The organism is Geminocystis sp. CENA526 (assembly GCF_050753365.1).
Taxonomy (GTDB): domain Bacteria; phylum Cyanobacteriota; class Cyanobacteriia; order Cyanobacteriales; family Cyanobacteriaceae; genus Geminocystis.
In genome coordinates, this window is sequence record NZ_JBLZFY010000046.1 from 19353 (window position 1) to 33317 (window position 13965).

Genomic DNA, 13965 nt, shown 5'->3' on the forward strand with positions numbered 1-13965 from the left:
TTTCTTAATTTTCATTGTTAATTGTTAATGGTTAATGATTCAAAATAACTGAAATATGTCTCGACAAAATTGTTTAAGTTTTTCTTTTGTTTCCTCTGTTGGTAGCGCTCTCCCCTCTAATTGCCAGTTATCCACCGTTGAAAATCTCCAGACTTCTCCTGTATGATTAAATCCTGCGGTTTCAATGCCGATAAGCCGTTGTTGTCGATCGATCGAGTCTTGATGAAATCTTATTTGTAGTAAGATACTGCGACTTTGAATTTTGCGACTCCAACCGGGGAAATGAAAGGCTATATCGATCGAATCTGGATCAACTAAATTAATAGTATCAGGATCATTATGCCAAGGTTTGAGATCAGCTTTTCCATCAGGGAAATATTGTTTAAATAAGTTGACTATAGAAGCAATTTTGCTAGTAATTTCTAATCCTTTTGCTTGTTCAGATGCGTTCATCAATCTTTATCTTTCTTATATTTTCTTTACAATAAAGTTATAGTAATTGTAAATGAATATTATTTTTTTGCTTAAATTCTTATTGATTAATTCATAAATGTTCTCTCAAAACATCGAATCAAACGAAAATACCTTTAACTATCGCTTCATTATCTCTAATTCTATCCGTTATCCTCTGAATCTCTATAGTAACAATCCGCTATACTCAACTAAAACAAAATAGATTGTATATTTTTAAATTAATGGAAATAACCAATAATCTTTGTTGCCTCTTGCCTCTTGCATGAGTGCCTTTCACAAAGTAAACAAGAATCAATATCGGTCAATGTACTAAGTGTAGTGGAAGAAAATCCACCCAGTGGAGAAAAAGGAATAGAATGGATATTGCTGACAACATTACCGATAGAGAACTATAGGGATAGGATTATAAATAGACTAAATCTTCTGGTAATTCAGACAATTTAAAAATTGTATCCTCTTGAATAATAATATCTCGAAACAGTTTTTTTGTTTGAGCTGGTAAAACTAACACTTTTTCTGATTTTACTACCGAATATTTAAACCCTTCTAACTCTTGATTTGTTTCTAAATAACTGACAAGACGGCGAAATAATTTAGGTAAAATAACTATGTCTTTTTCCTCGTCAAATAAATCCCATACATGAAAACCTTTATTGGTAGAATCACACTTCCAAACCCCTAAATTATGTTTTTTGGCATGGTTAACAGCAAGAGTCATTTTTTTTCTTAAAGTTGGGGCTAAACCACGATAATAAGTGGGATAAGACTCCCCATGTAACAAACTTTGATAATTTACTGATTCAAAAAATAATTCGAGGGGTAAAAAGAAAATTTCCCCGTCTTTAACATCAATATTACCCTTAAAAACAAATCCCAAAGGACGCCCATGTTGATCCGTTTTTTTTGCTAAAATAAAACCCTCAATATTATCATCGGCTTTCACGATCGAATTTTGTTCTTGATTCCATTTTACTCCGTCAATTTCGAGGGATTGTAACAAAAAATTAGCGGCACTTAAAGCCCATTTTACACTTTGCTGACATTGAAGAAAATGAGTTTCTAAACTATCCATACCAATCAAGCGAATTTGTACATGATTAAATTCATTTAACTGGGGTGGAATACCAATTAATTTTGACCAATTTTCGGGATTATAGGCTTTAAAACGAATGGAGTCACCATCAGGAGAATAACCCACCGCATGAAAAGTGCCTTTGATTAAGGTAAAAGACATTTTTTTTACATAACTTAACAATTAAAAATTAACAATTATTCACTATTTACTATATTAATTTTTTCTAAAAATTGTCAATACAACTCCATTTAAAAGATAATAGTGATCGATCGAACTTAACCCTACATTTTGTCCTAATATTTCTCTACGAGTTTTACTGTAAAAACGAATACCCCCCGGCGAAAAAGGAATAATATTAACATCTTTTTCGCTAGTATAATCCGCTAAATAAAAATAACCATCTGGCTTTAAAACTCTACTGATTTCTTGAAAAACTAACTCAGGATTAGGGTAATGTAAAAAACTGATGGTATTGAATATAGCATCGAATTGATGGTTAGCAAAAGGTAAATCACAAGCATTAGCGAGGGTAAAAATAAAACGGGGATGATGACGATTATTCGCCCTTGCTTGACGCAACATTTCAGGTGATAAATCCCCTCCAATGCCTTTAATTTCGGGAAATTTATCCCCTAAACGATTTAATAATTTTCCTGTGCCACATCCTAAATCAAGAATAAAATCATCCGCCGACAAGTTAACATATTGTAACAATCTTTGATGAATCCCTTGATAAAAAATAGTCGTTAAGGTGACATCATAAAAATTAGACCATCGATCGAAAAAAAGTCGTTTATAATCAAAAAAATTATCACTCTTCATTTTTTGTAACCAAATTTTAAGGAAAATAGCCGTCAAAAATTTAATAAATAGTAATAAAAAATACAGTAACAATAAAAATTGTGAACTTAATTAAGCATAACAGGGAATAAACTTGACAAATAACGGATTTTCTCCGTATAAATAGTTAAATCCCTTATCGGTTCATCAAAAAAATACCGTAAATTCCCCATTGTTGTAAATTTCAGTGATTCAGTATAATGGAATCATAATAAAATTTAGAACTATGAATTACGGTTTTTAATATAAATATAAAAAAATTATCCCTATTTTACTTGTAAATAAGTAGCCTTAAGATTATGACGACTAGAACTTCTACCGAATACAAATTAGATAACGATCGACTCTTTGCGAGTTATCACGAAACTCAAGATCTTAACGTGCGTAATGAAATTTTACAGCTAAATCTAGGCTTAGTGAGAAAAGAAGTTTGTCATTGGATTAATCAGTGTCAAGAAAATTATGATGATTTGCTACAAATAGGCTGTTTAGGTTTAATTCGTGCCATTGAAAGATTTGATCCCACCAAAGGTTATGCGTTTAGTTCGTTTGCCTTACCCTATATCAAAGGAGAAATCCAACATTATTTGAGGGATAAAGGTTATTCGATTCGTATTCCTCGTCGTTGTGTAGAGTTAAAAACCCAATCGAATCGTATTGTCAGACAGTTGAGAAGTAAATTAAATCGTCAACCTACCGATAGAGAAATTGCCAAAGAGTTAGGGATTTCCTTGGAAGAATGGCAGGATGTAAAATTAGCTCATCAAAATAGAGAACCTATTAGTTTAGATACTAGCATCAATGATGATAACGATCGAAATACTTTAGCAGATTGTTTACCTGATCATCAATATCGTAGTTTTCAGTTAGTAGAAGAAGATAAAATCAGATTAAATAATGCTTTAGCACAATTGGAAGAAGGCACAAGAAAAGTATTAGAGTTTGTTTTCTTACAAGACTTAACCCAAAAAGAAACGGCGGAGAAATTAGGTATCAGTGTAATTACGGTATCTCGTCGAGTCAAAAAAGGTATTACTAAAATGAGAGGTTTAATTGAACCCGAAGAATTTTAGGTTTTTTGAGATGATTTTGTCAAATTTATGATGTAAGCTAGTTTTTACGATCGATAACACCTCAGTTCGATGTAAGAATGTCCGACTGAAGCAGGTTTCAGGTAGCAGGTTTAATTTTTAGCAGATTATGTTATTTAATCCAAGAATTGAAAACAAAAAAAATCAATTAAGATATATTTTTAATCAATTCTTTAACCTAACACCTGACACCTTTACATCACCTAAAATTTTATGTCGAACTCAGGTGATAACCGTAAAAAAGTTAAGTTAAATGCCTCATAAAAATAACCCATAACAGAGTTTTACCCCTCCTATGAGTTTTTTGTTCTACAAAATAATAATCTTATTAACCTACAAACTCTTTACGGGGTTCACAAACACCAGCAGGAGTTTCGCCTTTGAGGTAAGCTAACATGGTATCAGCGTCAGATACTTCAAAAGGATCGGTAGGACAGTTATCAGAGAATCCTTCTTCTACAAAGACTTTTTCGATCGTCATGTCATTAACTAACATAGAATAGCGCCAAGAACGAGGACCAAATCCTAAGTTACATTTCTCAACTAACATACCCATTTTACGGGTAAATTCACCGTTGCCATCAGGTAATAAAAATACATTTTTAGCACCGATTTCTTTACCCCATTTGAACATTACGAAGGCATCATTTACAGATACACAGATGATTTCGTCCACACCAAGGGCTTTAAATTCTTCGTATAATTCTTCATAACGGGGAAGGTGATTAGAAGAACAAGTAGGGGTGAATGCACCGGGTAAAGAGAATACAACTACTTTTTTACCGCCAAAAATTTGTTCGGTGGTTTTGTCTTCCCAACGGTAAGGATTAGGTTGGATGGATTCGTCACGCACACGGGTTTTAAATACAACGCTAGGTACTTTTTCGATTACAGCCATTTTTATACTCCAAAAGTAATTGTAATTATAGTTACTTGATTCTTAAGGGCAATTTTTGCCTCTCATTTAAGAATAACTCTTATTTAAGAATTTGTCAATAACAAGAATTATTTTATTTTGTTATGCTAGATTAAAGAGTATTCGATCAAAACTTTGAAAAATGTACGATAAAAATAGTATTATTCAAACTTTAAAATCAAAGGGTTTAAGAGTCACCCCTCAGCGATTTGCTGTCTATACTAATTTACTCCATAGGACAGATCACCCTACGGCGGAACAAATTTTGTCTGACTTAAATCAAGATGTGCCTACTTTATCTCAAGCCACGATTTATCTTTCTTTACAGACTTTGCAAGAAGTGGGATTAGTGCGACAGGTTTTGTTGGAGGAGGGGGTTTGTCGTTATGATGCGAATATTTCACCCCATCATCATTTTCGTTGTCAGTGTTGTGGACAAATTGAGGATATTCCTTGGGATGCTTTTCCTAATCTTACTTTAACGGGAGTTCGATCGAGCTTAACCGTGACAAAATATGAAGTTATTGTGGAAGGAAAGTGCGATCGAGTCTCTTGTAATACTTAAATAAAATGCTAATGTTGAATGATAACAACATCCTGAATAACATTCCCTTTATACATCAAGTCTTCATGGAGGTTGGTATTAAGGGTAACTTTAATTTCATTTTTCCCTTTGGGTAATTCGGGAATGTGATACCAATTACTATAAATTCTCGTTATTTTTTCGCCATTAATATATAAATGACCATGACCTTCGTTTATATTACTATTTTGATTGATATTTTCTGGTTTAAAGACAAAATTACTGCTTTGAATTTCTAAATTCCAGCCTTTAACCTTATCAGGAGATACGATAATTTTTATAGTGGGAATGGTATCATTATCGGACAGTTCGATCGATTTGTGAGTATGATTATGGGTTGATTTTTCTTTCTGATGATGATGGTTATTTTGTGCCTCAATTTTGTTAGTATTAACGAATAATAAAGAAGCTATTGTTATTAATAGGAAAGAACAGTTTTTGACTTTGAGCATTAAAAATTAAAACCTTAATTTGTGATCTTTTGACTCATTTATCATCAACTATTTAATTTACTAGGTCAATAGACAACCTGTCAAAATTAGCTTGATTTTCAAGTACTTATTCAATTGAGAGCAGAAAATATTTATAATATATACAAATCCTATCTTCTAACCAAAAAAGGAATGAAACGGCAACCGAGATCAAGAAACACTTATCCTTACGACGACTATTCACAACCCCGTAAACCTAATAATAATAAACCCCCCTCTTTCATGGAAGGTTTAAACTATACCATCGTGGCTATCTGTGCAGGTATTTTTATCTTGGGTATTGGTGTTGGTATTGCTTTAAGTTCTGGACAAACTATAAGTACTCCTAATGTAGCTTCAAGGGAAGTGATCGATCGAAGTGCGCCGAATCCCGAAATTTGTGTACAATTTGGGGCAAGTGCCATCGTCTCAGATTTAAGAGTATTTATCACCCTCAATCCTTTTAATGTCTATGTAACCCAACCAAATATGAAACCGGGGTGTGTATTAAGAAAGAATAATTGGTCAATTTTAGAACAACAAAAATTAGTTACCGATGAACAAGTTAGACAGTGTAAAAATCGCATGAATACCTTTGGATTTACAGGTACTTTAGAAAGTTCTCCTCGCATAGAATGTATTTATCAAAACGACTCTGCAGGTAACTTATTCTTTAATCGCCCGGGTACAGTTGATCCGAAAAAAACAGAAAATTTCTAATTATTAACACAGTTTAAACGGGCTTAAAAACCCGTTTTTTATTCATAAAAAATAACCTTTATTTATTTGCCATAAACAAGATTAAATCAATCATCCGATTAGAGTAACCCCATTCGTTGTCATACCAAGAAATTACCTTGAAAAAGTTAGAGTTAAGTTGCATTCCTGCTGTGGCATCAAATATGCTCGATCGAGGGTCTGTAATAAAATCGGAAGATACTACAGCGTCTTCAGTATAACCTAAAACCCCGTTCAATTCCCCTTCAGAAGCCTCTTTCATTGCGTCACAAATAGCTTGATAGGTGGTAGCCTTTTCGGTTTTAAAGGTTAAATCCACCGCCGAAACATCGGGAGTAGGTACTCTAAACGCCATACCCGTTAACTTTCCTTTGAGTTGCGGTAACACCAAAGCCACCGCTTTTGCCGCCCCTGTGGAGGCTGGAATGATGTTTTGTGTTGCACTACGTCCACCCCTTAAATCTTTTTTACTAGGGCCATCTACCGTAGGCTGTGTTGCTGTCATGGCATGGATTGTCGTCATTAACCCTTCCACTAAACCGAAATTATCATCGATAACTTTGGCGATGGGTGCTAAACAGTTGGTAGTACAACTAGCGTTAGAAACCACATGATCCGTATCAGGATTGTAATTAGTATGATTTACCCCCATGAGTAAAGTGGGAACTTTATCGGGTTCTTTTGTAGGTGCAGAAATGACAACTTTTTTCGCACCAGCTTTTAAGTGTTTTCCAGCGCCTTCTAAGTCGGTAAATAATCCCGTTGCTTCTACTACATAGTCAGCACCTAATTCCCCCCAAGGCAATTCTTCGGGATTGCGTACAGACATACAAGGGATAAGTTTTCCATTAACGATGATACCCTCAGCACTGCTTTCTACTGTACCGTTAAATTTACCGTGGGTAGAGTCGTATTTGAGAAGATAGGCAATGTTTTCAGGAGGTACTAAATCATTGATTCCCACAAATTCGATGTCTGGATTTTCTAAACCCGCACGAAACACCAGTCTGCCAATCCTACCGAAGCCGTTAATTCCAATTTTGATTTTTGACATAAAAAACTTTTAAATTTTGATAACAAGTTAGCTAATAAATTTAGCTTTTGCTCTCATTGTACCTATAGTTTTTTTAATGGTTCAAATTTTAAGAAAATATTAATATTAATGGCTTTTTTGTTGGGTTACGCTGTCGCTAACCCAACCTACATTTTAGGTATAATTAAATTTTTATTCGTCAATTTCTCTTATTTTTAAAAGGTGTTTATCTTTAATAATTGGGGCGTTTTGTTCATGGGAATAGTTACGATATTGTACCCTTAAATCTTGCAGATCGATCGACATGGTAGTTTTTAATTTTGGCTCTTTTTTCTCCTCAAAATCTGGTACATATAAATAACTAATACGGGGAATATTAAAGTAAAATCTGATTAAATTTGCCCCCTCCATCCTTCCGATCGTACGACTGGCACAACCTTCATAAAGTCTCAGTAATGTGGGTAAAGAATCTAACATATCAAGATGAACTAAATAACTTTTTTCAAAAGTTTTTCCTACTTTTAATTCTTGACAAATTTGCTTAATTATGTTAAGATTTCTCAAGGTAACTAACATTTCATCGGCTAAAAAACAAGACGCTTGATAGTTGCCAAATAACTCTTTTATATCGGCTTTTAACACTGGGGATAGTTGGCGAATAGTGGGGCGTGTGGTAAAGTGACTGAGGGCTAAATATAATAATATATCTTGTCTTCTTCGATCGGCAATGGTATCCCATTCAGACTCATTTGTTACCTGTAAAATAACTTTAAAAGCCTGTTTAAATGTCCGAAATTCTGCTTTAATTTGTGCTTCTTGAATTAACTCTCCTTTTTGGGGTAATCTTCCTCTTTCTGTATAAAAATTCATCAGAGGAGTTAATAATTCTTGGTAATCAGCAAACTTTTTCAGAGGTTGTAAAACCCTAGGAGTCCTTACCCTAGAATGAAAACGAGAGGCTCGAAAATTGTTCGCTTTTTCTTTATCTCGAAAGACAAAATAAATTCCTAAACCTGCGGGGATGGCTTCTTGATTTAAGACATTTTCAATATAAGTTTTTAACTCCTCTTGATCATAATATTTTTGAAAAGTATTTCTTTCGGTAACGATACCATCACCATATACCATAAATCCTTTTTGTCGATCGTCGATTAACACTTGGGCTGCGACAATTAAAACCTGTTGAGTTAATGTCCATGCTTTTAATAAGGCTTCTCGTCTTTCAGCGACATTTTCAATGACATTAATGATATAACCTAAATTGACAATATCCGCTTTTTTTAAAGGGTTATTCGGTTGATAAAACAAATCCCAACCGCTACTTTCATAACCTTTTTCTGCCATTATTTTAACGTCTAAACCATGGCCACATCCATAATCAAAAAAAGTAGTTTCTTCAGAAAATAAACCTGCTTCTAAAGCTAAATTAACTGGGCGAGAAAGTCTATTACGATGAATTGCGGCTTTATGTCGATCGATTTTAATAAATTCTTGAGGGTTATTGTCTAAATTGCACACTAAATTATGATCAATAAAAGTGAGAGAATGATCATTTAATAATTGTTGCCATTCTTTCTGCGTACCAATATAACGAGCGTTGTCTAATAAACCTATATTTTCTTCAATAAAAGTGAGATGTTTAAACTTTTGATAATGGGGATAATCGGGATGTATAAATGTTTCTTTGCGATGAAGAATAGGAGGATTATTAGAGTTACTATAATCCATCACTTTAGTTGTTTTTTCAACTAGATTAACGATGATACTTTTTTGCAGGGCAGGATGAGGATTCGTGTCAAAATCAGGATAAAAAAGATAAGATATTTTAGGCTCTTCTAGGTTAAATTTAACTAAATCAAAATCAGTGTTATTAATTAATTCTCTAGCTGTTTTTTCGTAATCTTGAAGAATATTATCTAAAAATATTAGTGCTGAAATATGCACATAAAGATTATTAGGAAGATGTTTTCCTATTTGACTCTCTTTGGCAAGGCGACATATTTCTGTAAAATTATTAACCATAAAATTGACTAATTAATTATGATTCTTGGGCGACATTTAACATTTTTTGATAAAGTTCTTTACTAATACGAAAATTTGCTATTTTGATCATATCATCCATTAACATTTTAACCGAAGAAATTAATTTTTTGTCTTTTGCTTGAAGTAAAATTCCTAATAATCCTGTTACTGACAGTTGATAAGATAAAGCTAGATTTCTACCACGTTTTTCATCCATTAATAAAAGATTTGCGTTGATTTCTATTGCTAAAATAATAGCTTCAATTTTCCCCAAATGAATATTATTTGTACTGTTTAAAATATGCTCAACTTCTTCTTTATTTTGTACTGATTTAGTAAGAATCCATGATAAGGTTTGAACTTCTTTTTTACCCGGTACATTGTTTTTTGTTAATTCTAAATAAACGGCTTGAGGAATAATAATTGATTTATATAATAATTTTAATAAATGTAACTGATTAATTGCAGCTAAATTAGTAATAGAAGAAGTATCGCTAACAATAATCATAAAAGTCCTAGACTTGTTAAAGTTTTTATATCTTGATTAAGATCTTCTACATCATAATTAATATCAAGATTTCTCTTGGCTAATTCTTCTTGAAATTCTAAAACTGTTAAATCTAACCATGCTCTTATTTTTCCACTGCTAATTTTATTTTGTTTATATAACCATAAAGCTAGATCGATTTCTAACTCTTTTTCGTTAAGATTTGTGCCTTGAATAATATCATCGGGAATAGTAATATTCATTTTTTGACAAGATACTAATTAATATTGTTTTAATATTGTTTAAAATTCCATGTTTTTGTAAGATTAACACTAAATCTCTCAGATTTACTGATTTAACAACATTCTATCATTTCCATAAATTATCTGAAAGTGTAAATCATAAAAATAATTAAAACTCTATTGCCTTTTGCCTTTTACTCACTCTCAATCAATGATTTTAAGATAAAATAGAAGATTAGTTCCAAATATTTGTCTATTTTTAAATATGCCCTATACTCGAACCATAAGCTCGATCGTGGCGATCGCCCTAGCTTTAGTTATGATTATACTGGGGGGATTCTATTTTACTATCTGCTTTGGTATCCTCGTCTATCTTGCCCAAATTGAGTATTTTCGTCTGGTAAAAGCTAAGGGTATTGAACCAGCCGTCAAAACTACGATGGTAGTATCACAATTTTTATTGATTACTGCGACATTTGTGCCTAGTTTAACCGATGCAACTTTTGCCTTAGCAGGGGCGTTAATTTGTTTTTACCTCTTATTTTTACCAAAATTAGCGACTATTGCGGATATTTCTAGCTCAATTTTGGGATTATTTTACGCTGGATATTTGCCTAGTTATTGGATACGCCTAAGAGTAAGTTTAGGGCAAGATCAAGCCTACGCGCAAAGTATTCCCAATATTCCTAATTTACCTTTAGATGGTTATTTCCCTAGTCGTATTTTCGATTTTCATTCCTATCCCGATGCACTGAAAATTACTTTTCTTGCTATGGCTTGTATTTGGGCGGCAGATATTGGTGCTTATTTGGTGGGCAAAAATTTTGGTAAGACGAAACTATCTAATATTAGCCCGAAAAAAACCGTTGAGGGTTCATTCTTTGGTATTGCTGGAAGTATGTTAGTTGGTATGGGTGGTGCTTGGTTTTTAGATTGGGCATATTGGCAAATCACGGGGTTATTATTAGGATTACTCATCGGTATTGTGAGTTTATTCGGTGATTTACTCGAATCTATGATGAAAAGAGATGCTGGTGTGAAAGATTCTGGTGAGTTGATTCCGGGGCATGGGGGCATACTCGATCGAACTGACAGCTATATATTTACTGCTCCTTTAGTTTATTACTTTGTGACTCTTTTATTACCTTTATTTAATTAGGGTTTACTGAATAAATCAGAAGCAATCTCTCAAATTTTATTTGACAACAACAGGAATTTTGTTAGGTTTTGTACATCAACCCAACGATATGAAAACATGGCGTTTGATACCCTTAATGGAAGCAGATGGTGCGTTACACATGACGATCGATCGATGGCTATTAATGCAACATGAAAAATACAATCATCCCCCTACCCTAAGATTTTATACATGGAATCCCCCTGCGATTTCTTTGGGGGTGAGTCAAAAACGCCACTTTCCTAGCCATTGGCATAATATTATTTATCAGGGAAAACCCTTAGATTTAGTGAAACGTCCTAGTGGTGGTCGTGGAGTATTACACCAAGGGGATTTAACTTATATGGTAGTCACTTCTGATTTACAGGGCAATTTAGATCAAGTGTATCGACAGATATGCCAATTTTTGATTCGAGGTTGGCATAAGTTGGGGGTTGATTTGGATTTTGGACAACCTGACAAACAATATTTACAGTCCGCAAATTGCTTTAAACTGGCGACTAATGCGGATTTGATCGATCGAAATGGAAATAAGTTTATCGGTAGCTCACAGTTAAAAAAGGGCAAATTTGTCCTCCAACACGGTTCAATGGTCTTAAATCCTGATATAGTGTTATTTCAGAAGGTTTTTAATACCATGCCTCCCCGTCCTGAAATTCCTGTTTTATCCCTAGGTTCGATCGTCTCTGTATTAACAGAATCAGCAGGAGAATACTTTAATTGTCAGTTTGAGATTCAACCTTTAACCTCTGAAGAGATTGCTTCGTGCCTCGCAATGACACAAGAAGCAAAAACTAAAACCTAAAACCTAACACCTATACTCAGTAAAAAACGAAGAGAAAGCGTTTATTTATTGATGGCTTCTTCGGTAACGGGTACGAAATCACCGTGAATGGTTAAAGCCAATAACATTGCATCGTCTTCAGAAATTAATTTACCGCTTAAAACACAACTTTCGTCTTTTCTGGCAGTAGCTGGAATGGTTGCACGAATATCAGTTTTAGAAAAATTAGGACGATATTCACCAGATTTTTGTTGTACATAATTCCAAAGAATATCTCGGATTAAAGTTTGATAACCTTGACTACCAGATAAGGATTTTAAGCTATCTTTGAGGGTTTTCTCTAAACGGATACTGGTTACTTCCATTTGAGTTGTCGAAGTTCTGTGTACGCCACGCATATGTTTTGTTCCTTTTGATTATTTAGACATTAGGTAAGACTAGGGTAATATAAATACTCCCCATATTGCAAGAATTTTTGTAAAAGATTTACAAAAACTTAATATTTATTATTACACAAAAGTGATCAAAATGAAACTTTTTTTTTAAACTTGAATTATTAAATCAACTTTTCTTGATTTTTCGTTTGTTTACTGCCCTTGTTGTTAGAATGTGGAAAAAACTATTTATAGACTAAAACCATGACTGTAAAATTGATTGGACTGAAGGCGGATCATTTTCGTCATCCCCTAGATTTTCAAGCCACCACTAGATTAAAACAAATTCCGGGATTAGACTTAGCCATGAGAGGGCTTTTAGGAGGAGTAGCGGAAGATTTTTTCTATCTCAATAATCTTGCTTCTAGTATTTTGATTAGTGAAAAACAGTTGCCCGATTTGCATAATTTATTAGTTTCGGCGTGTGAAATATTGGATATTGAAGTACCTCAATTGTATATTCAACAAAATCCTGTACCTAATGCTTATACTTTAGCGATTCGGGGTAAAAAACCTTTTATTGTGATTCACACTTCCCTGTTAGAAATCCTCACGGAGGAGGAAATTAAAGCCGTCATAGCCCACGAATTAGGGCATTTAAAATGTGAACACGGGGTTTATCTTTCTCTTGCTAATATTATGGTGTTAGGTGCAGGTTTAATACCCACTTGGGGCGGTTTACTTGCTCAGTCTCTACAAAATCAATTATTGCAATGGGTGCGTTGTGCCGAATTTTCCTGCGATCGATCGGCTTTATTGGTAGTACAAAAGCCACAAATCGTGATGTCTGTACTGATGAAATTAACGGGAGGCTCTCCTAGTATAGCCAATAAACTGAGTTTAGATGCTTTTATGGAGCAGGTTAGGGATTATAAAACTATGGGAGAAAGCGATATGGGGAAAATGTTGCAGGAGATGCAAACAGCACAATTAACTCATCCTGTACCGATTATTCGTGCAAAAGAAATTGAACATTGGGCTCGATCGAGCAGTTATGATGAGTTGATCAAAAAAGGTAAAATGAGTTATACTGAGAAAAGTAACCATTCGGGCGGATGGCGAAATTGGTAGACGCACCACACTCAAAATGTGGCGACTTCGGTTGTGCGAGTTCGAGTCTCGCTCCGCCCACTCTCTACACCCCTTATCCCATTATCGTTTTAACAAGTTTCATCTATATTTAATACTTATATTTGCTCATAACTTGCTCATTTTCAATGTATGATATGTTTGTTTAATGACAGTTACAGAGGATTAAGTAGATAAAAGTAGAGAGTACTATATATTGTTAAGTTATTTCAAAATTTGTTTTAAAACCCGTTCTAACCGTTTTTAAGTGAGTATGAACCATAAAAACCGCTTTTTATAAGCCTTCTAACTGTGTCTAACAATTTTCAATCCTTAAAGGTTTGAAAGTAGAGTGTGAACCCTATTGAGAACGTGAACCATGACCAATATATACTTTATCATAGCTAATCTTTTTTGTGATTGAATATTCAATATAATTTGAAATTCGATTATTTTTGAGTATATCTTCTACCTTTTTTTGTAATACTTGCTCGTCATTTCCAGGTCGCTTTGCTAAAGCCACTAACGCCG

General features: G+C 33.8%; 16 protein-coding genes and 1 tRNA gene. 7 read left to right on the plus strand and 10 right to left on the minus strand.

Going from position 1 to position 13965, the window contains the following annotated elements; genetic code table 11:
* Positions 1 to 39: 39 nt before the first annotated feature.
* The 3 genes from ACN4EE_RS13075 to ACN4EE_RS13085 form a co-directional block, all read right to left on the minus strand.
* Positions 40 to 453: a hypothetical protein gene (locus ACN4EE_RS13075; protein ID WP_431706895.1), complete on the minus strand. Its 414-nt coding sequence runs from the start codon at positions 451 to 453 to the stop codon at positions 40 to 42.
* Between the two features lie 424 nt (positions 454 to 877).
* Positions 878 to 1708: a hypothetical protein gene (locus ACN4EE_RS13080; RefSeq protein ID WP_431706896.1), complete on the minus strand. Its 831-nt coding sequence runs from the start codon at positions 1706 to 1708 to the stop codon at positions 878 to 880.
* A gap of 54 nt (positions 1709 to 1762) precedes the next feature.
* The gene (locus ACN4EE_RS13085) at positions 1763 to 2371 is read right to left on the minus strand and encodes a class I SAM-dependent methyltransferase (RefSeq protein ID WP_431706897.1); all 609 of its coding nucleotides are present in this window, start codon (positions 2369 to 2371) and stop codon (positions 1763 to 1765) included.
* A gap of 317 nt (positions 2372 to 2688) precedes the next feature.
* Here ACN4EE_RS13085 and ACN4EE_RS13090 point away from each other — a divergent pair, with 317 nt between their 5' ends.
* Positions 2689 to 3462: an RNA polymerase sigma factor SigF gene (locus ACN4EE_RS13090; protein ID WP_431706898.1), complete on the plus strand. Its 774-nt coding sequence runs from the start codon at positions 2689 to 2691 to the stop codon at positions 3460 to 3462.
* 346 nt (positions 3463 to 3808) lie between these two features.
* On the opposite strand, the gene ACN4EE_RS13095 is transcribed toward ACN4EE_RS13090, so the two are convergent.
* Positions 3809 to 4378 (minus strand): peroxiredoxin, encoded by a 570-nt coding sequence (locus ACN4EE_RS13095; RefSeq protein ID WP_431706899.1) that lies wholly within the window; start codon positions 4376 to 4378, stop codon positions 3809 to 3811.
* Between the two features lie 160 nt (positions 4379 to 4538).
* Between ACN4EE_RS13095 and ACN4EE_RS13100 the strand changes: the two genes are divergently transcribed.
* Entirely contained in the window at positions 4539 to 4961 is a 423-nt protein-coding gene (locus tag ACN4EE_RS13100) for a Fur family transcriptional regulator (RefSeq protein WP_431706900.1), read from the plus strand.
* An 8-nt stretch (positions 4962 to 4969) separates the two neighbouring features.
* On the opposite strand, the gene ACN4EE_RS13105 is transcribed toward ACN4EE_RS13100, so the two are convergent.
* Positions 4970 to 5431: a hypothetical protein gene (locus tag ACN4EE_RS13105; protein ID WP_431706901.1), complete on the minus strand. Its 462-nt coding sequence runs from the start codon at positions 5429 to 5431 to the stop codon at positions 4970 to 4972.
* 171 nt (positions 5432 to 5602) lie between these two features.
* On the opposite strand from ACN4EE_RS13105, the gene ACN4EE_RS13110 reads away from it, so the two are divergent.
* Entirely contained in the window at positions 5603 to 6169 is a 567-nt protein-coding gene (locus ACN4EE_RS13110) for a DUF3172 domain-containing protein (protein ID WP_431706902.1), read from the plus strand.
* Between the two features lie 58 nt (positions 6170 to 6227).
* On the opposite strand, the gene gap is transcribed toward ACN4EE_RS13110, so the two are convergent.
* The 4 genes from gap to ACN4EE_RS13130 form a co-directional block, all read right to left on the minus strand.
* A complete protein-coding gene (gene gap / locus ACN4EE_RS13115; protein WP_431706903.1) occupies positions 6228 to 7241 on the minus strand; it encodes a type I glyceraldehyde-3-phosphate dehydrogenase in 1014 nt (337 codons plus the stop codon).
* A gap of 171 nt (positions 7242 to 7412) precedes the next feature.
* The gene (locus ACN4EE_RS13120; protein ID WP_431706904.1) at positions 7413 to 9242 is read right to left on the minus strand and encodes a DNA phosphorothioation-associated putative methyltransferase; all 1830 of its coding nucleotides are present in this window, start codon (positions 9240 to 9242) and stop codon (positions 7413 to 7415) included.
* A 16-nt stretch (positions 9243 to 9258) separates the two neighbouring features.
* Positions 9259 to 9750 carry a DUF3368 domain-containing protein gene (locus tag ACN4EE_RS13125; RefSeq protein WP_431706905.1) on the minus strand — a complete coding sequence of 164 codons (492 nt, stop codon included), beginning with the start codon at positions 9748 to 9750 and terminating at the stop codon, positions 9259 to 9261.
* Positions 9747 to 9992 carry a UPF0175 family protein gene (locus ACN4EE_RS13130; protein ID WP_431706906.1) on the minus strand — a complete coding sequence of 82 codons (246 nt, stop codon included), beginning with the start codon at positions 9990 to 9992 and terminating at the stop codon, positions 9747 to 9749. Before ACN4EE_RS13130 ends, ACN4EE_RS13125 begins: the two co-directional genes overlap by 4 nt.
* Positions 9993 to 10236: 244 nt before the next feature.
* Between ACN4EE_RS13130 and ACN4EE_RS13135 the strand changes: the two genes are divergently transcribed.
* Together ACN4EE_RS13135 and ACN4EE_RS13140 are read left to right on the plus strand one after the other, a co-directional pair.
* The gene (locus ACN4EE_RS13135) at positions 10237 to 11130 is read left to right on the plus strand and encodes a phosphatidate cytidylyltransferase (protein WP_431706907.1); all 894 of its coding nucleotides are present in this window, start codon (positions 10237 to 10239) and stop codon (positions 11128 to 11130) included.
* An 88-nt stretch (positions 11131 to 11218) separates the two neighbouring features.
* Entirely contained in the window at positions 11219 to 11953 is a 735-nt protein-coding gene (locus tag ACN4EE_RS13140) for a lipoyl protein ligase domain-containing protein (RefSeq protein ID WP_431706910.1), read from the plus strand.
* A 41-nt stretch (positions 11954 to 11994) separates the two neighbouring features.
* Here the strand turns inward: ACN4EE_RS13140 and ACN4EE_RS13145 are convergent, their stop codons facing one another.
* The gene (locus tag ACN4EE_RS13145; protein WP_431706908.1) at positions 11995 to 12330 is read right to left on the minus strand and encodes a hypothetical protein; all 336 of its coding nucleotides are present in this window, start codon (positions 12328 to 12330) and stop codon (positions 11995 to 11997) included.
* 240 nt (positions 12331 to 12570) lie between these two features.
* On the opposite strand from ACN4EE_RS13145, the gene ACN4EE_RS13150 reads away from it, so the two are divergent.
* The gene (locus ACN4EE_RS13150; protein WP_431706909.1) at positions 12571 to 13437 is read left to right on the plus strand and encodes a M48 family metallopeptidase; all 867 of its coding nucleotides are present in this window, start codon (positions 12571 to 12573) and stop codon (positions 13435 to 13437) included.
* Positions 13416 to 13497, plus strand: a tRNA-Leu gene (locus ACN4EE_RS13155). The genes ACN4EE_RS13150 and ACN4EE_RS13155 overlap by 22 nt, the downstream gene beginning before the upstream one ends.
* The last annotated feature ends 468 nt before the right edge of the window (positions 13498 to 13965 follow it).

What these genes read in the sequence shown, in the direction of transcription:
- gap (WP_431706903.1), bottom strand. Translation starts at nt 7,241, where the DNA reads ATGTCAAAAATCAAAATTGGAATTAACGGCTTCGGTAGGATTGGCAGA.
- ACN4EE_RS13090 (WP_431706898.1), top strand. Translation starts at nt 2,689, where the DNA reads ATGACGACTAGAACTTCTACCGAATACAAATTAGATAACGATCGACTC.
- ACN4EE_RS13130 (WP_431706906.1), bottom strand. Translation starts at nt 9,992, where the DNA reads ATGAATATTACTATTCCCGATGATATTATTCAAGGCACAAATCTTAAC.
- ACN4EE_RS13075 (WP_431706895.1), bottom strand. Translation starts at nt 453, where the DNA reads ATGAACGCATCTGAACAAGCAAAAGGATTAGAAATTACTAGCAAAATT.
- ACN4EE_RS13140 (WP_431706910.1), top strand. Translation starts at nt 11,219, where the DNA reads ATGAAAACATGGCGTTTGATACCCTTAATGGAAGCAGATGGTGCGTTA.
- ACN4EE_RS13125 (WP_431706905.1), bottom strand. Translation starts at nt 9,750, where the DNA reads ATGATTATTGTTAGCGATACTTCTTCTATTACTAATTTAGCTGCAATT.
- ACN4EE_RS13110 (WP_431706902.1), top strand. Translation starts at nt 5,603, where the DNA reads ATGAAACGGCAACCGAGATCAAGAAACACTTATCCTTACGACGACTAT.
- ACN4EE_RS13105 (WP_431706901.1), bottom strand. Translation starts at nt 5,431, where the DNA reads ATGCTCAAAGTCAAAAACTGTTCTTTCCTATTAATAACAATAGCTTCT.
- ACN4EE_RS13100 (WP_431706900.1), top strand. Translation starts at nt 4,539, where the DNA reads ATGTACGATAAAAATAGTATTATTCAAACTTTAAAATCAAAGGGTTTA.
- ACN4EE_RS13120 (WP_431706904.1), bottom strand. Translation starts at nt 9,242, where the DNA reads ATGGTTAATAATTTTACAGAAATATGTCGCCTTGCCAAAGAGAGTCAA.
- ACN4EE_RS13145 (WP_431706908.1), bottom strand. Translation starts at nt 12,330, where the DNA reads ATGCGTGGCGTACACAGAACTTCGACAACTCAAATGGAAGTAACCAGT.
- ACN4EE_RS13095 (WP_431706899.1), bottom strand. Translation starts at nt 4,378, where the DNA reads ATGGCTGTAATCGAAAAAGTACCTAGCGTTGTATTTAAAACCCGTGTG.
- ACN4EE_RS13150 (WP_431706909.1), top strand. Translation starts at nt 12,571, where the DNA reads ATGACTGTAAAATTGATTGGACTGAAGGCGGATCATTTTCGTCATCCC.
- ACN4EE_RS13080 (WP_431706896.1), bottom strand. Translation starts at nt 1,708, where the DNA reads ATGTCTTTTACCTTAATCAAAGGCACTTTTCATGCGGTGGGTTATTCT.
- ACN4EE_RS13135 (WP_431706907.1), top strand. Translation starts at nt 10,237, where the DNA reads ATGCCCTATACTCGAACCATAAGCTCGATCGTGGCGATCGCCCTAGCT.
- ACN4EE_RS13085 (WP_431706897.1), bottom strand. Translation starts at nt 2,371, where the DNA reads ATGAAGAGTGATAATTTTTTTGATTATAAACGACTTTTTTTCGATCGA.